We start from the raw sequence: 20610 nt of genomic DNA, 5'->3' as shown, positions 1-20610 counted from the left end.
TTAAATAACTGCTTATTCCCATTCACCACTCAAAACATCCTTTAAAAATCTCTTTGGAAACCAAAAGGAATGTTTAGTTATTCTTCTACCATCAGGTAAGATATCAGTATCTGATTCTTTCCCTTTTCCAACAAAGATTCCGGGTTCAAGTTCATATAAAGAATTTGAAGCGTGAATCTTGGTGAAAACAATTTTGTTAATCCTACTTTGCGGGAAATTTGTTGAAATTCTATTCCCTTTCTTAGTTAATTCTATGCCTTCAGCTAGTATTTTACGTGTTTCTTGCCAAACACGTTTTACTTCGTCAACTAATCTATCAGGAAATCCCCAAAATTTTATTCCATCTAAGACAAACTCTCCTTGTGAGTTTTCTTTAAATATTACAAATAAAAATCGTTTACTACATATCTCCTGATAAGGTTGAGATTCTTCCCAATTATCATTAGATACCAACTCTTGAAAATTATAAGTCTTAAATGGGGAGTCTTCTTTTGGTAAACCATTTTTATCAATACGAATAACACGTAGATTCATATTAGCTTTTTGAAATTCCTGTGTCTTATCAATATCACCTGTCAAACCTATAATTTTACGAATTAAGGTACTATTCTTGCCTTTTGCTTTAGGGTTAACTAAAAACTTTTCATATAATTGCTTCTCGGTGAATCCCTGATAGGCTAAAATTTTATCAGAAATAATTTCTGTAAATATTTTTTTCTGACCTCTTGCTGTACCAACCACACTTTCTTGTTCCTTCTGATTAAAAATCTTATTGTTAATCAGATATGTCATATAGCTAGACTTTAATTCCCATGCACGTTGCTTAGCTAGCTCATGACTAAAAGGCTGAATTCGAAAATCTCTTCCTTTCCCAGCTCCTTTGGTACATGTAGATAAATAGTTACCATCAGATTCAGAAAGTTCATGAGCTTTACCTTGTTTGATTTTTTCGGTAATACGTCTATAATCCTCCAAAATCACTTCCATATCTTCATCGAACCATTCATAAAGAAAAACCTTTTCAATAATATAGTCAGACATTGTTTGATTAGGAATCAAGCCATTATAAAAGAGCAATAGCATCTTTTGACATTTTTTCCACATATGAGTGGAGTAGAAATCATCCAAATTCTCTTCCATGAAATTAATAATTGTAAGTACCAAACGTTCTTTAGCACTGATTGAACCATTCTTATTAACTTTAAAAGGTGTAACCTTCAACTCTACACCGATTTTTTCAAAATCAGCAGATGAGTTACTATTAGGTAAATAACCAAAAAAGAATTTTTCGATATAGTTTCCATATTGTCCTTTGGACTTCATACTTATTTCTTTATCTTCTATATCAGATACTATTTTATTTTGAAAATCATCATAGGTTTTATACGGACTTCTTTGATACTCCTCAACTATCTGCCCAAATCGATAATTTAAAAGTACTTTAGAATAATCTACAACACTATTAATATCTGAATCATCGTAATCAAATAACTGCTCTTTCATCTTTAAAGCCCTTTCATAAAACGTTATTTTCATTATATCAAATTGATTTGTTGATCTAAACAAGAAATTATTGTATAATAGTAGAATCTATTTATTTTTTAGCTTCTGGAGAGTATTATGAACGTTTTAGAATTATTTGCTGGTGTTGGGGGATTCCGTATAGGACTCGAAAATGCCAATCCTGATTATTTCAGAACATTATGGAGTAACCAATGGGAACCTTCTAGAAAGTCTCAGGATGCTTTCGAGGTATATAATTATCATTTTCCAGATAGTGAAAATATTAATATTAGCATAGCTGATATTACTGATGAACAGTTCGCTGAAATGAATGCGGATATGATTGTCGGTGGTTTTCCATGTCAAGACTACTCTGTAGCTCGTAGCAAAAAGAACGAACAAGGTATTGAAGGACAAAAGGGTGTCCTTTTCTGGGAAATTATTCGAGCGACTAGGATTATTAGACCAAGATTTCTTATTCTAGAAAATGTTGACAGACTTCTAAAAGCTCCTTCAAAACAACGTGGTCGAGACTTTGCTATTATGTTGACTGCGTTTAATAATCTTGGATATTCTGTTGAATGGCGTGTAATCAATGCTGCTGATTACGGTCGAAGCCAAAGACGTCGTCGTGTGTTTTTCTTTATTTATCGAAATGATATTCCATTCGCACATCAAATGGATCAACGATTTGAAGAACAAGAACAAGTTTTTGATGAAAATAGATACGACGATTATATTTTTCATGAAGGACTGTTTGCAACCCAATTTCCTATTATGAATACACCAGTCAAAAAACGCCATGTCTACTATGAACTCCCTGAGGATATCGTTGAGGTTTCTGATAACTTCTCAGGAACTGTTTGGAATACTGGTGTTATGCGTCATGGTAGGTACTATTCTATTGATACTGCACCTAACTATGATGGTGAACCAATTACATTAGGTGAGATTCTTCAAAATGAAGAGGAAGTCCCTGAAAAGTTCTTTATTAATGACCCAGCCAAACTCGAAAAGTTCCAGTATTTGCGAGGGCCTAAACGAATCGAACGTACCTCTGCGGATGGACACACCTATATTTACTCTGAGGGAGGAATGTCACCAACCGATGACTTAAACCTTCCCGGTCGTACCATGCTAACTTCAGAAGGGACAGTTAATCGCTCTACTCATTTCTTGCATGTTAATGGAAGATATAGGCTTATTACTCCTGTTGAGGCAGAACGTTTACAAGATTTCCCTGATAACTGGACAGCTCTAAAAAAATTATCTGACGGTACTGTTACCGAGGTTTCTGATAAGATGCGAATGTTCTTTATGGGAAATGCATTAGTGACAGACATTGTAAGAAAAATCGGTGAATTTATTGTAGAAATCGATATTGCTGAATAATATGAAAAAACGCTTCCCTCAAGTCGAGAGAAGCATTTTCTTATTTCCAAAATTTTGCTTTTGAGGCTGCGACCCAAGCTGATAGACAAGCTAGGGCTACTACTGCATAGATAGCGTATTGTTTCGTAGGATAAAGCCAGGCTTTGTTTTCTTCATGCCAGCGAGACTTCCAAAGGCCGATGTAATCGCCCGTCATTCCAGGATTTTTAAGGCGCTCCATGTAGTTGGCAGGTAGGTTATCTGGCTGATTCATCTGCACGTTAACGATAAAGATAACCAAAGCAAGCGCAATGACAACTAGGAGTGCCAGGGTAATCTTTTTCTTAGCTGTTAGTTGAAATGTCTTCAATTATTTTTCTCCCTCATCTATGAAATCATCTACTCTTATAGTTTAATATAAAAAGTCAATTCTGAAAAGGCGTCTATGACACCAATGTCAGATAAGTCAATACCTTTCAAAACCTTGCACATCTTCCTCATAGTGTTATAATAAAATTGTCGGTCTGTCTAGAAATAATGCAACTTTTAGGCAGAATGACTTAGAAAGAGGTGTTTATGACATCTTCAAAAAAGGTTTCCCTTTCTGAGGTAAACCAATCAATAGATACACCAAATAATAATCGTTTTTGGCAAAATCTTAAGGCTTTCTTGGGACCTGGGGCTCTCGTGGCCGTGGGTTACATGGATCCAGGAAACTGGATTACCAGTGTCGTCGGTGGGGCGACCTACAAGTATAGTCTTCTTTTTGTCATCTTAATTTCATCTTTAATCGCTATGCAGTTGCAACAAATGGCTGGAAAGTTAGGAATTGTGACTCAAATGGACCTGGCTCAAGCGACTGCCTACCACTCGCCTAAATGGTTGCGATACACGCTTTGGGTGATTCTGGAGCTTGCCTTAATGGCGACAGATTTGGCTGAGGTGCTTGGTTCTGCCATCGCACTTAACCTGCTCTTTGGTATTCCAATTATGGTTGCCATTCTGGTGACAGTCCTAGATGTCTTCCTACTCCTACTCATCATGAAGCTGGGATTCAAGAAAATCGAGGCTATTGTTTCAACCTTAATTTTGACCATCTTGGTTATCTTTGTCTACTTGGTAGCCTTGTCTGAGCCTAGTATTACGGGAATCCTCGAGGGTTACCTCCCTACGCCAGCGCTCTTTGAGCCACATGCTGCTGGGCACACCAACCAGTTGACTTTGGCACTTGGGATTGTGGGTGCAACCGTTATGCCACATAACCTCTACTTGCACTCATCCTTGTCACAGACTCGTAAGGTTGACTATTCAGATGGTAAAGACGTAACCAAGGCTGTCCGTTTCATGACCTGGGACTCCAACATTCAGTTGACCTTGGCCTTTGTGGTTAACTCCCTCCTCTTGATTTTGGGAGCAGCTCTCTTCTTTGGTCACGCTTCTGATATTTCAGCCTTCTCACAAATGTACAATGCCCTTCAGGACTCTAAGATTGCTGGTGCGGTTGCTAGTTCAACACTTTCAACTCTCTTTGCCTTGGCACTCTTGGCTAGTGGTCAAAACTCTACCATTACTGGTACCCTAACTGGTCAGATTGTCATGGAAGGTTTCCTCCACATGAGGTTACCACAGTGGGTAATTCGTTTGTTCACACGTCTCTTCGCCTTGCTACCTGTTATCATTGTAGCCATTCTCTACGGCGATCAAGAAAAGATACTGGATCAACTCTTGGTTTATTCACAAGTATTCCTCTCAATTGCCTTGCCATTCTCTATCTTCCCTTTGATTTACTACACTTCTAAGAAATCACTCATGGGAAAACACGTCAATGCCAAGTGGAATACCTTCCTTGGTTATGCCATCGCTATTGTCCTAACCATTCTCAATCTCAAACTTATCTTTGATACGTTTTAAACAAAAAAATAAGGCCAGCGCCATGCTGACCTTGTTTTAGTTTTTGAAGGCGTCAACGAGAACTTGGAATTCTTCGTTGCTGAGGGTAATCCCCTTGCCCATCTTGGTATGGTCTGGACTCCATGTACGGATGTCATATTTAGCCGGTGCGCCATTAAAGCTCACACGATTGAGTTCCTTAGTCCAACCCTTGTCATTCTCAGACAAGACCAAGAGTTTTTCTTCAATTTCAAATGAAAATTCTGCCATTTGCTTACCTCCACTAGCTTTATTCGTTTTTTTCTGTGAAAATTGTCTGTTTTAGAATGAAGTTATCCACAAAAATTCACCTTTCATGCTATAATTATTTTATCAAGAAACGAGGGAAATGACCATGATAAACTTTTTAGAAGCCGTAAAGCATCAGCTTCATCAGTTTGTGGAAATAGGTCACAGCAAACCTGTCCACCTAATGCAGAATCAACTTATTAACGATATCTATCATGCTATTGATCATAATCAAATGGTCATGCTGACATCCAATCAGAAGACCTATAAGGGCTACATCAACCATTATGACAGGGAGCGACAAGCCATCTTTATCGAGCAGGATAAGATCATCAGCATGATTGAACTTGATGAAATCAAACGTCTAAAAATCATATCACAACGAGGTTAAGTTTATCAGTTAACCTCGTTTTATTATTAGGTTGACTATTTTGAAACCACTTGCTATAATAAGTTAACTATTTATTTACGAAAGGTTAACTAAAAATGACACAAAATCGTACACTGTCACTTATTCTTCCAGCTTTTGGTGCTGCCATCATTGCTGCCCTAGCTCAAATTGTTATTCCTATCGGTGCAGTTCCCATTACTCTGCAAACTTTTGCTGTCGGACTTGTTGCTGCCATCCTTAAACCAAGAGAGGCGACACTTGCTGCTACCCTCTACCTGATTCTAGGTGCCATTGGTCTTCCAGTTTTTGCAGGTGGAGGCGGTGGACTCCAAGCCTTCTTTGGTCCTTCAGCTGGCTATTTGTTGGCTTATCCATTTTTCGCCTTTATCACTTCAAAACTGACGCATGCTGAGACTCCTATTTGGAAAATCTTTTTGGCTTTTGTTTTGGGTGATGCCCTTGTCTTTGTCGGTGGTATCCTCAGCCTTCATTTTCTTGGAAAGATGGGCTGGTCTGCTGCCGTAGCTGTTGGCTTGACACCCTTTATCATTCCTGACCTCTTAAAAGGTCTCATCGTCTCTTTGGTAACTAAGCCAGTCTTAAAAGCCCTTAAAAATCAAAGTTACTTTAACTAAAAAAGATTGAAGACTATGTTCGTGTGAACAGAATCTTCAATCTTTTTATTTTTCAAAATAAATATCATAGTGCTTTGAACAAGCTGGATTAAAGGCACTGTGACAATTGGGACAGGCTCTTACCTCCTGATATTCCTCAATAGTCATCTCATGACGACAAACGCCACAGATAAGAACCTTGTCCTGCTTTAACTGGCAGGGATAAGCTCGAAAACTATGATCCTCCAAAGCATCATGACACTGATAACAGGCATAATACTTCTGACACTCGAAACATTTTAGGGCCACAATATCTAGTGAGGAATGATAGTGCTGACACCTACTCTGGTCATCAACCAAGAGCCCATTGATTTGACTTGTCATTAGGCACGAACAGTTTTACTTGATCCGTCTTTTTGGTAGAGGTTAATCAAACCTTCTTTAGTTGAACGAATCATGTCCCCAGGTTTAACTTCTTGTGGCACGGTAATTGTAAGAAGTTCCATTGGGTTTGGTGCACGGTCAATCTTGTTACCATTAGCATCGTGAAGGTCTTTGATATCACACTCGAAATGACGGAAGCCTGGTCCGTAGAATTCAACGTGGTCACCTTCGAGGATAACGTTACGTTGACGAATGGTAGCTGTCATAGTTGCTGGATCAAAGTCTACTACTTCACCAACGAATTTGTATTGTGGAATCTTACGACGAGCACCAAAGAGTTGCTCGTTTTCTGTTGGGGTCTTGTAGTAGAAACCTGTTGCCAATTCACGTTGGGCAACTTTCCAGAGTTCGTTAATCAAATCATCTTTGATGGCATAGAAGGCTTCTGCACTTTCCATGTAGGCATCACAGGCAGCCTTGTAACAGTTAGCAACTGTTGAGACATAGTGGACAGATTTCATACGACCTTCGATTTTAAGGCTATCAACGCCATTATCGATAAGGTCAGGGATATTTTCAATCATACACATGTCAACGGCTGACATAGAGTATTCTTCAGGAACTTCACCTTTGATACTCTTACGTTCTTGGCCGAATGGCATGTCGTAAAGGTCATATTTCCAACGACAAGACTGTGAACAACCACCACGGTTGGCATCACGGTCTGACATGTGGTTAGAAAGGGTACAGCGACCTGAGTATGAGATACACATAGCACCATGGACAAAGGCCTCAATTTCAAGGTCCGTACGTTTACGGATTTCAGCCAATTCTTCCATAGTTACCTCACGTGCCAAAACAACACGGGTCAAGCCATACTGTTTCCAAAAATGGAAGGTTTCAACGTTTGTCGCAGATGCTTGCGTTGACAAGTGGATGTTAAGTCCTGGAGCGTAGGTTGAACAGATTTCAATCAAGGCTGGGTCAGATACGATAACAGCATCGAGTCCCATATCACGCAATTCACGGAACCATTCACCAGCACCCTTTTCATTTCCTTCATGGGTAACCATGTTTGAAGCAACGTGCACATCAACGCCACGAGCGTGAGCGTATTCGATACCTTCTCGAAGCTCATCCATGGTGAAGTTTCCGGCACGGCTACGCAAACCATAGGCTTGTCCACCAACGAAAACAGCATCTGCGCCGTAATTTACAGCGACTTTCAATTTTTCCAAAGTCCCAGCAGGTACCAGAACCTCTGGGCGTTTTTTAGTTGTAGTCATAATTTCTCCAATTTGCAAGATTGTCGATTTTAGTTTTTAGAAGACTCCTTCGTTCCCTGAAAATGGAAAACTCACAAACGAAGGAGGAAGTTTTTTTATTTTACACGGTCAGGTTCATAGTCGTAGAAACCTGTGTCCAAACCACGGTTGGCTGGGTGTAATTTATGAATAGCCTCATCAAAGAGAAAGGCTTGGTCTTGTGAAAATTCGCCAGCCTCGATGAGGTCACGAGCCTTCACAAAGTACTCAGTGATTTTTACAAAGTTTTCACCTGGGCAATAAACACCGTCCAACTTCCAGTGGTCAAAACCATGTTCAACGAGTTCTGAAAGTTTAGTCATCATATCCAAGTCATTATTGGCAAAGATATGTGTCCCGTGCATGTCTTCATAAACTGAGTAGTGAGAATCTGGGTCCCCTGGCTCAGAAAGGAAGAGGTCACGTTCTTTGGTTACAGCTTCATCCGTTTTGATAAAGTTGTAATAGTTTTGAAGAAGTGGACGTTTTGAGTGGTGAATGATACTTGCACCATAAACCAAAACCTCAGCTGGAATCTGAAGATTTTCAGCCATGATGAATAGTTCCGCAGATGGAATCTCACGAGCCAAAACCGCTTCAGATGCTCCTGCCTGTTTGCCCCAGAAATTAATCTGACGGCTAGAGGTTACCATAGTTGAAGCATCATAAATCATTTTGAAGGGACGTTTGTCACGGTTACAGATGTAGAAAACTCCTGCATCACCAACCGTGATATAATCTGCCTTGATTTCTTCAAGAAAATCAAGATAGTCTGGAAGAGCATCCATCATACCTTGGTGCATGAGGGCGTTAACGGCAACAGTCAATTCCTTGCCTGACTCATGTACCAGCTCTGCAATCTTTCGCATTTCTGCGAATGAAAAAGGCTTAGGCAAACGAAGGCCAAAGGCTTTTTCGCCGATATAAATACGATCTACGCCAAGTTCTAGGAGCTCACGTGCTTGCTCGTAGCTCTCAGCAGTCGCTGTAATTACAATTTTTTCCATAACTCACATTATAGCACAAATGATTTGATTTTTTTAGAATTTTTAGGTTCAAAATTATGTATCTCAATATTTTAAATTAGTTTTCAAATACTATATTTTTCACAAAAATCAAAAAAAACTTTGCAATATAAAATTTTTATGGTATTATTAATGAGATTCTAAATAGTGAAATACTGACTAAGTATTTTAACCTACACGAAAATGTGATTTAGATATTTTACATAGAAAGGAGGCAGACATGGCTGACAACTTACACCGTCAATTTGACCACATTGAAGATTTCGAGACTGAGCGTCCTCAAACGACGAATTATCAAGATTATCAAGCTTTAAATAATAATAGTATTAAGCTACAAGATATGATTTTCTTTGGACGTATCTCAAGCTTCTGTGTGTCAACAGTCCTAGTTGCCTTCCTTTTCTTGGTAGCACAGGTGGCTACCTTCTGGGCCTTCTTCTGGGCAATTACCATTAGCGTCATTGGTCAGATTGGCATTTATGTCCTAATCGAATATTATAAAGCACAAAAACGTTGACTGTTTGGTCAACGTTTTTGCGTACTAAAAAAAGCCTCATGGGCTTTCTTTTTTTATTTTGCTTCTGCTGCTTCTTCAGAGATATCTTTGATATCAATGACGATATCATCAACGATAGCTTTTGTTTCTGCTTCAACATCTGCTTGCTCAGGAGTTACTTGAGCAGTTTTCTCTTTGATAAGTTCAAAGCTCTCTTTTGCAAAATCAGCAACTTGAGCTGTTTTTTCTTGAACGGCTTTTGTCAAATCATCTGCAGTGATGTCGCCATTTTCAAATTTTGTTTTATAGTCTTGGAAAGTATCGACTGCCAAATCTTTGTAGTCGCTAGCTTTTTCCACCACTTGATTTTGATATGCTTTAGGATCTTCTTTGAATGAAGCGATTTCTTCATCAATACGTGTTTTAACAGCTTTACCTTTTTCAGTTGTAAAGAAGTAAGCTGCTGCAGCCCCAGAAGCTGCACCAATGATTAGGGTGTTTAAAAATTTACTCATGAAAAGACCTCCTTATTTTTTCTTGTCTTTTTTACCAAATAGTTTTGAAGCAACCTTACCGATAGCAAAGGCTGAACCTGCCTTACCGACACTTGCTCCTGCTGCACTTGCTTTCGCACCGAGGTAACGAGCTTCAGTATTCAAGTCAGAAACACTTTCTGAAAGCTCAGCTACTGCTACGAAGAGAGGATCGATTGTTTGAACTTTTTCATTAACATCTTCAACCAAGACATTTGCCTTAGCCAAGATTTCATTTGTTTGATGAAGGGTTACATTAATATCTGTACGAAGCACAGCAACTGTTTCTTCAACTTCTTTAACCACATGACGGGTACGAAGTAGGGTAGGGATTAATGCAATGAGGAACGCAGCAAGTGCGATTGCGATAATAAGAAATGCAATTTCTGCCATAGTTTAGGACTCCTTTGACCTTTTTAAAAGGTCGCTACAAGAAAACTGAAGTAGAACTTCCAGTTTCCAGTGACCTTTGTTATGATAATTTTCATTATATTATAACAAAGTCTGAGCTATATGACTAGTTTTTCATTTTATAATCTGCCTCTGGACGTTGCTTACGGAAATATAAGAGGCTAGTACCCAAGATAATGATGGCAATGCTGACCCATTGAGAGACACGCAAGCCAGCAAACATGAGGCTATCCGTACGCATGCCTTCAATGACGAAGCGTCCAAGACCATACCAGATAAGGTAAAATGAGGTCACATCTCCTTGACGCAGTTTCTTATTAAAGCGTCGTAGTCCTAGGATAATGATAAATCCGACCAAGTTCCAGAGACTTTCGTAAAGAAAGGTCGGTACACGATAACTACCATCAATGTACATCTGCTGGCGAATAAATTCTGGGACATAATTCAGATGACTAACTGCTTTTCCGTAGGCCTCCTGGTTAATAAAGTTTCCCCAGCGACCGATACTCTGAGCAATCATAACGCCAGGTGCCGCGATATCTAGAAAATCCAAGACAGCAATGGCATGACGTTTAGCAAACCAATAGAGGACAGCTGCTCCAGCAATCAAGCCACCATAGATGGCAATTCCACCATTCCAAATTGCAAAAATTTCAGAAGGATTTTGACTGTAGTAGGACCACTGGAAGATCACATAGTAGAGCCTAGCACCAACAATGGCTATAGGAAAGGCCAGAAGAATAAAATCTAAGATGTTTTCAGGGTCAATTCCCTTTTCAGGAGCCCAACGCTGAGCCAGATAAACGGCAAGTAAGAGACCAGATACGATACAGATGGCATACCAATGAATACTAATGGGGCCAAGCCTTAGAGCAATAGGATCAATAGTAGCAAACATTAGTCTTCACCATTCTTACTAATGAGGTTGGTCAAACGTTCTTCAAAGGTTTTGGTTGCATCAAATCCCATTTGCTTAGCACGGTAGTTCATGGCTGCAGCTTCGATAACGACTGATACGTTACGGCCTGTCTTAACAGGAATGCGGACACGTGGAATCTTAACGCCTTGCAATTCGATTTCTTCATTCCCATTTCCAAGACGATCAAAGACCTTACCGTCTTCAAAATTTTCAAGATAGATGGCCAACTGAACTTGAGAAGAATTACGGACAGCACTAGCTCCGTAGAGACTCATGACATCAATGATACCAACCCCACGAATCTCAAGAAGATGGCGGAGGATTTCCGCAGGCTCACCCCAGAGAGTTTCCTCATCCTTAGCATAGACATCCACACGGTCGTCAGCGACAAGGCGGTGACCACGTTTCACCAACTCAAGCCCTGTTTCACTCTTACCGATACCAGAATCGCCCTGAATGAGAACACCCATGCCGTAGATATCAACCAAAACACCATGAACACTGGTACGTTCTGCCAACTGTGCATTGAGGTACCAAGACATATCACCTGAAAGAGATGATGTGCCGTTACGGCCTTGAAGAACCACAACGCCATTTTCTTTAGCTGCTCGATACAGCTCCTCAGGGATATCAAGCCCACGCGCTACGATAACAGCTGGGGTTTCTTCTTTGAACATGTTTTTGAAAACAGAGTAACGGTTGTGATCAGTCAAGGTTTTAAGGTAAGACCACTCCTTCATCCCAACCAATTGAATACGCTCCGGTGAATAATAGTCAAAATAACCTGTCATTTCTAAACCAGGACGAGAGATATCAGCAGTTGTTATCGGTTTTGCCAAAAGCTCCTTATTCCCATAGACAACCTTGAGTTTAAGCCTGTCAACCAACATTTTAACGGTTACTGTCATGTTATTTCCTCCGATTATTTACTAGTTTCATTGTATCATAAAAAGGTTTTCAATGCGGTTCTCAAAGCAAAAAAGACCTGTGACTAGCACCAGGGCCAATCATAGGTCATATTAACAGTTACTTACCAGTTCCACTCGTCTTCTACAGGTTCAGCGTTTTTACGTTTGCGTCCATCCTTGAGTTTGATTTCGGGATAAATATCTTCTTTGTAAGGAAGGAGAAAGGCTAAAACCAAGTATAGAAAAATTCCAAACTGCGTTGAAACCATGAGAATGATAGCCAAGATACGAGCCAGAGCTAGGTCCCAGCCAAACTTATCTGCCAAACCTGCAACAACACCGGCGACGAGTCTATTTTTTCGTGTCTTATAAAAACGATTTGACATGGTCTTCTTCTCCCATCATTTCTTTGATTTAATTATATGATTTTTTTAGACTAAAAAAATCAGCCCTAGGACTGATTTAGAAAAATGAGCTTTCCTCGACACAAACCGCAGCCAAATTTCCGTGTATTGACACGGCGTCTGCGACGGTAGGTATGACCACAAGATTGACACTGATAGAGATAATCATTTTCTTCTTGGCCTTGCATCTTTGGAGCGTATCTAAGGCCGTCAACCTTGGCTAGTAAATCCTTAAAATCTCTATCCGCATGCTTATAGCCCTTCCCTTGAAAATAAAGGTGGTAATGACAGAGTTCATGGCGGACGATTTTTCGAAAGGTTTCAAGACCATGTTCCTCATAGAGTTTTGGGTTAAAATCTAAATGACCATCCTTGGGAAAGAACCGACCTCCAGTGGTTCGGAGACGCTTGTTCCACAAGGCTTGGTGCTTAAATTCCCAGCCAAAATCCTCTATAGAAACAGTCTTAACATAATCAGTTAGATTCACGTGGATTCACCAAAGAAAGATTGAGTTTTTCATGCTCTAAGTCAACTTTTGAGACCCATACGGTAACCAAATCCCCAACAGAAACGACCTGACTTGGATGGTTAACGAAGCTCTTACTCATCTCTGAGATGTGGATAAGTCCATCCTCGTGGACACCGATATCCACAAAGGCACCAAAGTCCACAACGTTACGGACCGTTCCTTCAAGTTTTTGTCCTACTGACAAGTCTTTGAGTTCAAGAACATCTTGACGAAGCACTGGTGCTTCAAAATCGTCACGGAGGTCACGGCCTGGTTTCAAAAGGTCAGCAATGATATCTTTGAGGGTTTCCTGTCCAAGTCCCAATCCTTCCGCTGTTTCTTTAAGATTAAGAGCCTGCAATTTTGCCTTGGCAGAATCGTCCAAGTCTGTGATAGCTAACTGCTTGAAGAGGGCTTTTACCGCTGGGTAAGACTCTGGGTGGACCCCTGTATTATCCAAGATATTCTTGGCATTTGGAATACGAAGGAAACCGGCAGCTTGTTCGAAGGCCTTAGCACCAAGACGTGGGACCTTTTTGATTTCAGCACGCGATGCAATCTCACCATTCTCCTCACGGTAGGCGACGATATTTTCAGAGATGGTCTTGTTGAGTCCTGACACGTGTGACAAGAGGGTACTACTTGCCGTATTGACATTAACACCAACCTGGTTAACCACGGTATCGACGACGAAATCAAGATTTTCAGAAAGTTTCTTCTGACTAACATCATGCTGGTATTGGCCTACTCCGATTGATTTAGGGTCAATCTTAACCAACTCAGCCAATGGGTCTTGAAGACGACGGGCAATGGAAATGGCAGAGCGTTTTTCGACCGTTAAGTCTGGGAACTCATGGCGGGCCAACTCTGATGCAGAGTAGACAGAGGCACCACTTTCATTGACAATAACATAAGAAGTCTCTGGAAAATCCTTGAGAACTTCTGCTACAAAAGCTTCACTCTCACGACTGGCTGTTCCATTACCGATAGCGATAATCTCAATGGCATGCTTCTTAATGAGGTCAGCCAAGTCTTTTTTAGCCTGTACGATTTTAGCCTGACTGGCTGGAGCCACTGGATAGATAACTTGCGTTGTAATGAGCTTACCAGTTTGGTCAACCACGGCCAACTTAGCCCCTGTACGAAAGGCAGGGTCAAAACCAAGTACCATCTTACCTTTAAGTGGTGATACTAAAAGAAGGCTTCGAAGATTTTGAGAGAAAAGTTGAATAGCACCATCTTCTGCTGCTTCAGTCAACTCGCTACGGATACGACGCTCCATGGCTGGGATGATTTTCTTCTTGAGAGATTGGTTGATAACTTCCTCGATATAGTCGTTTTTTTGTTTGAAACGGGCACTGTAAAAACGGTGCATTTTCTCAAGATTGTGCTTAAAGGCCACCTTAATAACGCCTAGTTTCTCCCCACGGTTAAGGGCTAAGGTACGGTAACCTTGAAGTTTAGACACCTTGTCTTCAAAATCATAGTAGATTTTGAAAGTTTCTTTTTCATCCAGCGATTGATCCTTGAGGGTTGAAGTGATATCACTGTTGTTCCAGATTTCGTTGTAGGTCCAAGAGCGTAAGCTATTGTCCTCAGAAAAGGCCTCAACCAAAATATCCACAGCACCAGCAAGAGCCTTATCAGCTGTTGGAAAGGCTTCAGATGTCAGCTTTTCAGCTTCAGACTTGAGGTTTGGACTATTTTGCAGGATAAGACGAGCCAAGGGGAAGAGACCTGCTTCACGGGCAACCGTCGCCTTGGTGCGGCGTTTTTCCTTATAGGGAAGGTAGAGTTCTTCCACATCTGCCAGTTTTTCAGCGGCTTCAATAGCTGCCTTGAGTTGATCGGTCAATTTGCCCTGAGCCTCAATCTTGGCAAGAACTGTTTCCTTACGGTCTTGAAGAGCAGTCAAGGACCTGTCCATATCAATGATGGCCTTGATTTGCGTTTCATCCAGATTGCCTGTTTTTTCCTTACGGTAACGGGCGATAAAGGGAATGGTATTGCCTTCTGCGGTCAATTCTAAAACAGTTTCAACTTGTTGTTTTTTTAGGCCCAATTCCTGAGCCAATGTCTCTAAATTACGATTTTCCATAAACTATATTATACCACGAGAGGAGATTTGCTTGGGCAGAAAACCTTGTAGCTGAAGCGAGAATTTTTAAGCAAGAGGTAGTATAATAGAAAAGTAAACCTATTGTTAGGGGCTATTTCTTTCGGAATGACGCCCTTAGTATCTTTTGTAACTGAACTCGGGCTATTTCTTTCGGAAAATAGATGCATCTTCCTAGAAGTAGAGCTTCTTCGTCTGATGCCCTAATTTTCTGTCAGAAATAACGCCCTTAGTATCTTAATTAACTCGGAGGCTTTTTATGGCAGTTATTCAGAAAAAAACAAATGAACTTGAAAGCATGATGGCATCTTTTGCGGCTATCCCTGATTTTGAAAAGGCGGGAACTGATCCTAAGAAGGACAAACGTCTTCAAGAAGATAAGAAGAAATAATTTTTATGGCTATTTTTCATCAACTACCAGATAGCGTTTTGCAGCTTCTGGCAGTTTTTCTATCGATTATTATCGAAGCCCTGCCCTTTGTTTTACTGGGAAGTATCCTATCTGGCTTTATCGAGGTCTTTGTGACTCCTGAAAAGGTCCAAAACTTCCTTCCTAAAAACAAGGTCCTGGCTATCCTCTTTGGAACCCTGATTGGTTTTATTTTCCCTTCTTGTGAGTGTGGGATTGTTCCTATTATCACGCGCTTTTTAGAGAAAAAAGTGCCTAGCTACACGGCTATTCCTTTCATGGCAACTGCCCCTATCATTAATCCAGTTGTTCTCTTTGCGACATACACGGCCTTTGGGAACTCTTGGTACTACGTGCTTTTACGTTTCGTCGGGGCTTTCTTGATTGCCATGATTTTGGGAATCTTGCTGGGCTTTGTGGTGGATGACCAGATTCTCAAGGACAATCGTAAGGCTAGTCATGTTCACGACTATAGTGGTTTGTCAGCTGGTAAGAAAGTCTTTCAAGCCCTGGTTCATGCGGTTGACGAGTTCTTTGACACTGGGCGTTACTTGATTTTCGGAAGCTTGGTGGCAGCAAGTATGCAGACCTACCTACCGACCCGTATCCTCACGACCATCGGTCATAATTCAGTGACAGCCATCCTGATCATGATGCTCCTGGCCTTCATCCTCTCCCTTTGTTCAGAGGCCGATGCCTTTATCGGGGCTTCGCTGCTCTCTAGTTTCGGAGTGGCACCAACGGTTGCCTTTCTCATCATTGGTCCTATGGTTGATATCAAGAACTTGATTATGATGAAACACCAATTTAAAACACGCTTTGTTGGTCTCTTCGTAGGAACCGCAAGTCTGGTGACAATCATTTACTGTCTGCTATTGGGGGTGATTTAATGTTACGTTTTCTCATCTTATCTGGGTATTTTGAGCTCGTCATGTACTTGCAAGTTTCTGGCAAGCTCAACCAGTACATTAACATCCACTACTCCTACTTGGCCTACATTTCCATGGTGCTGTCCGTTATCCTTGCTGTGGTTCAACTCATCGTTTGGATGAAGCAGATGAAGGTTCACTCGCATTTGTCAGGTCGAGTAGCCAAGGTAGCCAGCATCGTTCTCTTGGCCTTTCCAGTCCTCACGGGGCTCTTGGTGCCAACAGTAACCTTGGATGCCAATACCGTGTCAGCTAAGGGCTATCATTTTCCACTGGCGGCAGGGAGCGATCCTAATCAGGCCGACCAAGAGGGAACGACTATTCAGTACTTGAAGCCAGACACCAGCTCCTACTTCACCTCCTCAGCTTATGAGAAGGAAATGACCAGAGAGCTAGCCAAGTACAAGGGACGTGAGACCATACAGATTACCACAGAAAATTACATGGAAGTCATGGAGCTCATCTACCTCTATCCTAACGATTTTGTGGGCAAGAAGGTCACCTATACCGGCTTTGTCTACAATGACCCACAAACCAAGGGTTATCAGTTCATCTTCCGTTTCGGAATTATCCACTGTATCGCCGATTCAGGTGTTTACGGATTGGCGACGACAGGAAGTGACCAAACCTTTAAGGACAATACCTGGGTAAAAGTCACTGGTACCATCACTGTGGATTACTATCAAAATCTTAAACAGAGCCTGCCTGTCCTCAATTTAACTGAGGTCAAAGAGGTCGGTCAGCCTGACAACCCTTATGTATATCGCGTATTTTAAAAAGCCAAGTTCAGTTGAACTGGCTTTTTTAGTTGAATCAATCAACCTGGATAGTTACTTAAATCTTGGAGTACAAAAACGGTATAATAATATTAGCGTTTGGATAGACCGCTGTACAGTTACTTAAATCTTGAGAGTACAAAAACTGTGCCAACGTTTCCGAAAACGCACTTTAAGTTGTACAGTTACTTAAATCTTGAGAGTACAAAAACTAAGGGCAGTGAATCCTGAAGTGTTAGTCAGTTGTACAGTTACTTAAATCTTGAGAGTACAAAAACGCCTTGCGACTCAGACACATTCAGTCTAAAGTTGTACAGTTACTTAAATCTTGAGAGTACAAAAACTGATAAGCTGGTCATTCGGCATTGGTAATTGTTGTACAGTTACTTAAATCTTGAGAGTACAAAAACCATGTTCAATCCCAGAACCGTACGCATTCAGTTGTACAGTTACTTAAATCTTGAGAGTACAAAAACAATAACTTGGTCGTTTTCGTGCTTCTGGTAGTTGTACAGTTACTTAAATCTTGAGAGTACAAAAACTTTTAACGTAAGATGGTTTTGCAATTGTTTGTTGTACAGTTACTTAAATCTTGAGAGTACAAAAACTCAGTGCTGCATGCTCACTGACCAACCGTGTTGTACAGTTACTTAAATCTTGAGAGTACAAAAACGCTATGATTACATCAAAGAGACTGGCGCGCGTTGTACAGTTACTTAAATCTTGAGAGTACAAAAACTGACGACTGTATCAGCAGAGCAAGCTAAAAGTTGTACAGTTACTTAAATCTTGAGAGTACAAAAACCGTCTGCTGATTTAGGTGGCTTAAGCTGCAGTTGTACAGTTACTTAAATCTTGAGAGTACAAAAACGAGGCAAGTACGACGGCTATTCTTTGAAGAGTTGTACAGTTACTTAAATCTTGAGAGTACAAAAACAATAACATTCTTCTTCAGTCTTTTTACCTTGTTGTACAGTTACTTAAATCTTGAGAGTACAAAAACAACTTGGACAAACTGGTGTTATTCGTGTAGGTTGTACAGTTACTTAAATCTTGAGAGTACAAAAACCTCAAATGAAATTTTGACGTTTTTATACCCACATAGTGATTATAGAATCAATCACTGTACTTGTCAATTCTTACTTTCTAAATATCTATGCAATAGCTCCTCATCAGGAGTTTGTGAATATCTTATACGGTAATTAAATTGAAACAACTGATTTAGTATACTCAAAATTACAGAATCAACAAGTGAGAGACTAGGTTGTCTCACCATTTTTGTCAATAAATAAGGCGTCACATTCTCTAAGGATTTCCTAAAACCCTCTCTCGTTGGGAAATTATTACTTGGATAATGTTTCTTTACCCTTTCATACATAAACTCAATATCGTACAAATGCTCCACCTGGTCAGATAAAATATTGACGAACCTACTACTCTTTTCATCAATCTTTAAATAGCCTTGGTCACTTGGAAATAAAATAAAGGTTAGGTTTGGATACTTTTTGACTAGCCGACCAATCTCATTATAAAAACTATCATAGGACTCCTCTGAGACAAAGCTTTCAATATTTTTTAGAACAATGAGATATTTCTCTGTTGTTTGTGACAGAAGACGGTTTAACATTTCTAAAAAGAGGAATAGTTTATCAGTATTTGAAACCCATTCAAAAGATAAATTCTTGTTCTCAATGGCAAAAAATGGACTAAAGTTTTTTGAAAGTAGTTGATCTAGTGTCAGAGGTTGATTCTCTAAATGGTATTCCACCTGACCGCTGTTTAAGTTTATATGCTGATTTATCGCTCCTTCTATGAGCTCAACTTGTTCATTTATTTTCTCCAAATAGGCTACAACATCAACCTGATTGACAATTTTACTAAGGTAACCCTGAGCAAGTGTTCCTTTCTTATATTCCATCTGCTCAAGTAAATCCTTAAAACTTGAAATGTCGATATAGTGATAACTGCTTCGTTTCACTATTTCTCCAGTCTCATCAAGTATAGTAGGCTCCTCATAATCAAAAATACTTAAATCCTCACTTGAGTATTTTTTTCCACCAAAATACCAGCTCAAAATCTGCCAGATATAATATTTGAGTTCTTTATTCTGACCAACAATTTGTGTGATTGCACCAATATTCACTTCAATACGTTCCTTGTAAGGATGTTGTACAAAAAATTTCATATAACCACCAACTTATTATCACTGACGATTTCTTCTTGCTTAGTTTTGCCACCTATGATTAATGTCATCTCTGAAAATTGCTTTTCAGTAACCGCCAACAGTCTCACATTTCCAGCAGGTAGATTGCTCATCTTTAGCTTCTTATAAAATTTATTTGCAAAGCTTCTATTAGGACAAGTGCGATAGTAGACCGAAAATTGTAACATTTCAAATCCATTTGAAATTAATTCTTTACGAAAATTACGATATATTCTTTTTTCATCCTTGGATTCCATTGGCAAATCAAAAAAACATAATAATCTCAACGCTTCATACCTCATCTTATTTTCTCCACTCTAAACTTGATACCACTGGGCAGTGAAATTTACTACTATCTTTTTCCGAAATATATTTGATAAAACCTTTAACATATTTGTCCATAGCAACTGTCACTGAACATGTCTCTTTGCCATATTTGATTTTAGCATTGAGCAAATCTGTCAATTCCAACCTATATTCATACTTAAGGAATTCCTGATCTCTTAGATTATCGTAAACCCAAACATCTACAATTTGTCTAAATGGCTCCATCAAGTCATCAACCAAATTAAACTGATTATATTCATTTTTATGGAAGATTCCTAATAGACCATTTAAACCATAACCCGCCACTATTCTAGCCATCTGAGCCCTCATGATAGCATAACCATAGTTTAAGCCAGCATTGATAACATCTGCTTCTTGCTGGGTTACTCTGACAAATTGTTTACCAAAAAGTTCATTAAAGTAGACCTTGGCAGCATGTCCCTCTCTATTCGTTCTATCACCTGGTTCTATCTGCTCTTTATAGTCTGAAAGTAGTCTAATGTTATCCAGACTTTTTTCAAACATGGCTAGGACATCCTCTTGGTTATTGATTTTATAGTAAGTCACAATCTGCCATGCCTTGTCCTTTTGTTTCTGAGACCAGTCCATCTGCTCTTTCAAGCGCTTATAAGCTCTAAAATGCCCATTTTGCGAGTGATAAATCCCTGTTGGTAAATGTTCATTATCACAGACAACCAAGGCAATATTATATTTACTTAGGGCACTTAATAATCGAAGAGTAACAACTGTATCCCCACCTTCAGCAACTATTATCGAAATATCACTAAGTGGCACCGTAAACTCTTGTCCCATCTTTTTCACTAACAGGTTATCAAGCTTTAAGCGCATCTTCTCACTTTGACTGACATGTACAACTCTCCAAGTCATTTCTTCTCCTTT

The 20610-nt window shown here is 39.9% G+C and carries 24 protein-coding genes and 1 CRISPR repeat array; of the genes, 8 read left to right on the top strand and 16 right to left on the bottom strand.

Annotation, left to right across the window (positions count from 1 at the left end):
- Nucleotides 1-12 precede the first annotated feature (12 nt).
- The gene (locus tag ACT170_RS01735) at nucleotides 13-1503 is read right to left on the bottom strand and encodes a Sau3AI family type II restriction endonuclease (protein WP_195187722.1); all 1491 of its coding nucleotides are present in this window, start codon (nucleotides 1501-1503) and stop codon (nucleotides 13-15) included.
- Nucleotides 1504-1620: 117 nt separating this feature from the next.
- On the opposite strand from ACT170_RS01735, the gene ACT170_RS01730 reads away from it, so the two are divergent.
- Nucleotides 1621-2895: a DNA cytosine methyltransferase gene (locus ACT170_RS01730; RefSeq protein WP_002886006.1), complete on the top strand. Its 1275-nt coding sequence runs from the start codon at nucleotides 1621-1623 to the stop codon at nucleotides 2893-2895.
- Nucleotides 2896-2935: 40 nt separating this feature from the next.
- Here the strand turns inward: ACT170_RS01730 and ACT170_RS01725 are convergent, their stop codons facing one another.
- Nucleotides 2936-3244: a hypothetical protein gene (locus ACT170_RS01725; protein ID WP_049545283.1), complete on the bottom strand. Its 309-nt coding sequence runs from the start codon at nucleotides 3242-3244 to the stop codon at nucleotides 2936-2938.
- Between the two features lie 206 nt (nucleotides 3245-3450).
- Between ACT170_RS01725 and ACT170_RS01720 the strand changes: the two genes are divergently transcribed.
- Nucleotides 3451-4785, top strand: a complete 1335-nt coding sequence (locus ACT170_RS01720; protein ID WP_037597641.1) for an Nramp family divalent metal transporter — start codon at nucleotides 3451-3453, stop codon at nucleotides 4783-4785.
- A gap of 36 nt (nucleotides 4786-4821) precedes the next feature.
- On the opposite strand, the gene ACT170_RS01715 is transcribed toward ACT170_RS01720, so the two are convergent.
- Nucleotides 4822-5034: a YdbC family protein gene (locus ACT170_RS01715; RefSeq protein ID WP_002886106.1), complete on the bottom strand. Its 213-nt coding sequence runs from the start codon at nucleotides 5032-5034 to the stop codon at nucleotides 4822-4824.
- 124 nt (nucleotides 5035-5158) lie between these two features.
- On the opposite strand from ACT170_RS01715, the gene ACT170_RS01710 reads away from it, so the two are divergent.
- Complete coding sequence (locus ACT170_RS01710; RefSeq protein WP_037597639.1) at nucleotides 5159-5443, top strand: hypothetical protein; 285 nt, start codon at nucleotides 5159-5161, stop codon at nucleotides 5441-5443.
- A gap of 95 nt (nucleotides 5444-5538) precedes the next feature.
- Nucleotides 5539-6078, top strand: coding sequence for a biotin transporter BioY (locus ACT170_RS01705; RefSeq protein WP_444817956.1), 540 nt, complete (start codon nucleotides 5539-5541; stop codon nucleotides 6076-6078).
- 45 nt (nucleotides 6079-6123) lie between these two features.
- Here ACT170_RS01705 and ACT170_RS01700 read toward each other — a convergent pair whose 3' ends face one another.
- The 3 genes from ACT170_RS01700 to ACT170_RS01690 form a co-directional block, all read right to left on the bottom strand.
- Nucleotides 6124-6441, bottom strand: coding sequence for a CHY zinc finger protein (locus ACT170_RS01700; RefSeq protein ID WP_247915879.1), 318 nt, complete (start codon nucleotides 6439-6441; stop codon nucleotides 6124-6126).
- Entirely contained in the window at nucleotides 6441-7727 is a 1287-nt protein-coding gene (locus ACT170_RS01695; RefSeq protein ID WP_104020905.1) for a peptidase U32 family protein, read from the bottom strand. Before ACT170_RS01695 ends, ACT170_RS01700 begins: the two co-directional genes overlap by 1 nt.
- A 95-nt stretch (nucleotides 7728-7822) precedes the next feature.
- A complete protein-coding gene (locus ACT170_RS01690) occupies nucleotides 7823-8752 on the bottom strand; it encodes a peptidase U32 family protein (protein WP_037603903.1) in 930 nt (309 codons plus the stop codon).
- Between the two features lie 238 nt (nucleotides 8753-8990).
- Between ACT170_RS01690 and ACT170_RS01685 the strand changes: the two genes are divergently transcribed.
- Entirely contained in the window at nucleotides 8991-9287 is a 297-nt protein-coding gene (locus tag ACT170_RS01685) for a DUF3270 domain-containing protein (protein WP_073687619.1), read from the top strand.
- 53 nt (nucleotides 9288-9340) lie between these two features.
- On the opposite strand, the gene ACT170_RS01680 is transcribed toward ACT170_RS01685, so the two are convergent.
- The 7 genes from ACT170_RS01680 to ACT170_RS01650 all read right to left on the bottom strand — a co-directional run bounded on the left by ACT170_RS01680 (nucleotide 9341) and on the right by ACT170_RS01650 (nucleotide 15048).
- Nucleotides 9341-9781 carry a YtxH domain-containing protein gene (locus ACT170_RS01680; protein ID WP_073689484.1) on the bottom strand — a complete coding sequence of 147 codons (441 nt, stop codon included), beginning with the start codon at nucleotides 9779-9781 and terminating at the stop codon, nucleotides 9341-9343.
- A gap of 12 nt (nucleotides 9782-9793) precedes the next feature.
- On the bottom strand, nucleotides 9794-10192 hold the full coding sequence (locus ACT170_RS01675) for a DUF948 domain-containing protein (protein ID WP_002885965.1): 399 nt from the start codon (nucleotides 10190-10192) through the stop codon (nucleotides 9794-9796).
- A gap of 124 nt (nucleotides 10193-10316) precedes the next feature.
- Nucleotides 10317-11108, bottom strand: a complete 792-nt coding sequence (gene lgt / locus ACT170_RS01670) for a prolipoprotein diacylglyceryl transferase (RefSeq protein WP_444817955.1) — start codon at nucleotides 11106-11108, stop codon at nucleotides 10317-10319.
- Entirely contained in the window at nucleotides 11108-12037 is a 930-nt protein-coding gene (gene hprK, locus ACT170_RS01665) for an HPr(Ser) kinase/phosphatase (RefSeq protein WP_037611483.1), read from the bottom strand. The genes lgt and hprK overlap by 1 nt, the downstream gene beginning before the upstream one ends.
- Before the next feature lie 122 nt (nucleotides 12038-12159).
- Nucleotides 12160-12423 carry a PspC domain-containing protein gene (locus tag ACT170_RS01660; protein WP_002885986.1) on the bottom strand — a complete coding sequence of 88 codons (264 nt, stop codon included), beginning with the start codon at nucleotides 12421-12423 and terminating at the stop codon, nucleotides 12160-12162.
- Nucleotides 12424-12488: 65 nt separating this feature from the next.
- Complete coding sequence (locus ACT170_RS01655) at nucleotides 12489-12929, bottom strand: SprT family protein (RefSeq protein ID WP_247915877.1); 441 nt, start codon at nucleotides 12927-12929, stop codon at nucleotides 12489-12491.
- Entirely contained in the window at nucleotides 12916-15048 is a 2133-nt protein-coding gene (locus tag ACT170_RS01650; RefSeq protein ID WP_070839856.1) for a Tex family protein, read from the bottom strand. Before ACT170_RS01650 ends, ACT170_RS01655 begins: the two co-directional genes overlap by 14 nt.
- 277 nt (nucleotides 15049-15325) lie before the next feature.
- Here ACT170_RS01650 and ACT170_RS01645 point away from each other — a divergent pair, with 277 nt between their 5' ends.
- Genes ACT170_RS01645 through ACT170_RS01635 form a run of 3 tightly spaced genes read left to right on the top strand, consistent with a single transcriptional unit; the run spans nucleotide 15326 to nucleotide 17180 of the window.
- On the top strand, nucleotides 15326-15457 hold the full coding sequence (locus ACT170_RS01645) for an SPJ_0845 family protein (RefSeq protein WP_002885949.1): 132 nt from the start codon (nucleotides 15326-15328) through the stop codon (nucleotides 15455-15457).
- A 5-nt stretch (nucleotides 15458-15462) separates the two neighbouring features.
- Nucleotides 15463-16365, top strand: coding sequence for a permease (locus ACT170_RS01640; RefSeq protein ID WP_013990843.1), 903 nt, complete (start codon nucleotides 15463-15465; stop codon nucleotides 16363-16365).
- Nucleotides 16365-17180 (top strand): TIGR03943 family putative permease subunit, encoded by an 816-nt coding sequence (locus tag ACT170_RS01635; RefSeq protein ID WP_444817954.1) that lies wholly within the window; start codon nucleotides 16365-16367, stop codon nucleotides 17178-17180. The genes ACT170_RS01640 and ACT170_RS01635 overlap by 1 nt, the downstream gene beginning before the upstream one ends.
- A gap of 110 nt (nucleotides 17181-17290) precedes the next feature.
- Nucleotides 17291-18249: direct repeats of the CRISPR family, unit length 36 nt; unit sequence GTTGTACAGTTACTTAAATCTTGAGAGTACAAAAAC.
- Between the two features lie 63 nt (nucleotides 18250-18312).
- On the opposite strand, the gene csn2-St is transcribed toward ACT170_RS01635, so the two are convergent.
- Genes csn2-St through cas1 form a run of 3 tightly spaced genes read right to left on the bottom strand, consistent with a single transcriptional unit; the run spans nucleotide 18313 to nucleotide 20598 of the window.
- Nucleotides 18313-19365, bottom strand: a complete 1053-nt coding sequence (gene csn2-St / locus ACT170_RS01630) for a CRISPR-associated protein Csn2-St (protein ID WP_343092542.1) — start codon at nucleotides 19363-19365, stop codon at nucleotides 18313-18315.
- On the bottom strand, nucleotides 19362-19685 hold the full coding sequence (gene cas2, locus ACT170_RS01625) for a CRISPR-associated endonuclease Cas2 (RefSeq protein ID WP_002946754.1): 324 nt from the start codon (nucleotides 19683-19685) through the stop codon (nucleotides 19362-19364). The genes csn2-St and cas2 overlap by 4 nt, the downstream gene beginning before the upstream one ends.
- 1 nt (nucleotide 19686) lies before the next feature.
- Entirely contained in the window at nucleotides 19687-20598 is a 912-nt protein-coding gene (gene cas1, locus ACT170_RS01620; RefSeq protein WP_343092543.1) for a type II CRISPR-associated endonuclease Cas1, read from the bottom strand.
- Between the last annotated feature and the right edge of the window lie 12 nt (nucleotides 20599-20610).

The sequence above is a fragment of the Streptococcus sp. cx1 genome (assembly GCF_052384325.1).
In the GTDB taxonomy this organism is placed as follows: Bacteria; Bacillota; Bacilli; order Lactobacillales; family Streptococcaceae; genus Streptococcus; species Streptococcus salivarius_G.
The sequence above is the reverse complement of the archived record's forward strand: the minus strand, read 5'-3'. Positions and strand labels throughout refer to the sequence as shown.

Bases quoted from the DNA above. Each gene is read 5' to 3' on its own strand.
- ACT170_RS01735 (WP_195187722.1), bottom strand. From the start codon at position 1,503: ATGAAAGAGCAGTTATTTGATTACGATGATTCAGATATTAATAGTGTT.
- ACT170_RS01730 (WP_002886006.1), top strand. From the start codon at position 1,621: ATGAACGTTTTAGAATTATTTGCTGGTGTTGGGGGATTCCGTATAGGA.
- ACT170_RS01720 (WP_037597641.1), top strand. From the start codon at position 3,451: ATGACATCTTCAAAAAAGGTTTCCCTTTCTGAGGTAAACCAATCAATA.
- ACT170_RS01715 (WP_002886106.1), bottom strand. From the start codon at position 5,034: ATGGCAGAATTTTCATTTGAAATTGAAGAAAAACTCTTGGTCTTGTCT.
- ACT170_RS01710 (WP_037597639.1), top strand. From the start codon at position 5,159: ATGATAAACTTTTTAGAAGCCGTAAAGCATCAGCTTCATCAGTTTGTG.
- ACT170_RS01705 (WP_444817956.1), top strand. From the start codon at position 5,539: ATGACACAAAATCGTACACTGTCACTTATTCTTCCAGCTTTTGGTGCT.
- ACT170_RS01700 (WP_247915879.1), bottom strand. From the start codon at position 6,441: ATGACAAGTCAAATCAATGGGCTCTTGGTTGATGACCAGAGTAGGTGT.
- ACT170_RS01695 (WP_104020905.1), bottom strand. From the start codon at position 7,727: ATGACTACAACTAAAAAACGCCCAGAGGTTCTGGTACCTGCTGGGACT.
- ACT170_RS01690 (WP_037603903.1), bottom strand. From the start codon at position 8,752: ATGGAAAAAATTGTAATTACAGCGACTGCTGAGAGCTACGAGCAAGCA.
- ACT170_RS01685 (WP_073687619.1), top strand. From the start codon at position 8,991: ATGGCTGACAACTTACACCGTCAATTTGACCACATTGAAGATTTCGAG.
- ACT170_RS01680 (WP_073689484.1), bottom strand. From the start codon at position 9,781: ATGAGTAAATTTTTAAACACCCTAATCATTGGTGCAGCTTCTGGGGCT.
- ACT170_RS01675 (WP_002885965.1), bottom strand. From the start codon at position 10,192: ATGGCAGAAATTGCATTTCTTATTATCGCAATCGCACTTGCTGCGTTC.
- lgt (WP_444817955.1), bottom strand. From the start codon at position 11,108: ATGTTTGCTACTATTGATCCTATTGCTCTAAGGCTTGGCCCCATTAGT.
- hprK (WP_037611483.1), bottom strand. From the start codon at position 12,037: ATGACAGTAACCGTTAAAATGTTGGTTGACAGGCTTAAACTCAAGGTT.
- ACT170_RS01660 (WP_002885986.1), bottom strand. From the start codon at position 12,423: ATGTCAAATCGTTTTTATAAGACACGAAAAAATAGACTCGTCGCCGGT.
- ACT170_RS01650 (WP_070839856.1), bottom strand. From the start codon at position 15,048: ATGGAAAATCGTAATTTAGAGACATTGGCTCAGGAATTGGGCCTAAAA.
- ACT170_RS01645 (WP_002885949.1), top strand. From the start codon at position 15,326: ATGGCAGTTATTCAGAAAAAAACAAATGAACTTGAAAGCATGATGGCA.
- ACT170_RS01640 (WP_013990843.1), top strand. From the start codon at position 15,463: ATGGCTATTTTTCATCAACTACCAGATAGCGTTTTGCAGCTTCTGGCA.
- ACT170_RS01635 (WP_444817954.1), top strand. From the start codon at position 16,365: ATGTTACGTTTTCTCATCTTATCTGGGTATTTTGAGCTCGTCATGTAC.
- csn2-St (WP_343092542.1), bottom strand. From the start codon at position 19,365: ATGAAATTTTTTGTACAACATCCTTACAAGGAACGTATTGAAGTGAAT.
- cas2 (WP_002946754.1), bottom strand. From the start codon at position 19,685: ATGAGGTATGAAGCGTTGAGATTATTATGTTTTTTTGATTTGCCAATG.
- cas1 (WP_343092543.1), bottom strand. From the start codon at position 20,598: ATGACTTGGAGAGTTGTACATGTCAGTCAAAGTGAGAAGATGCGCTTA.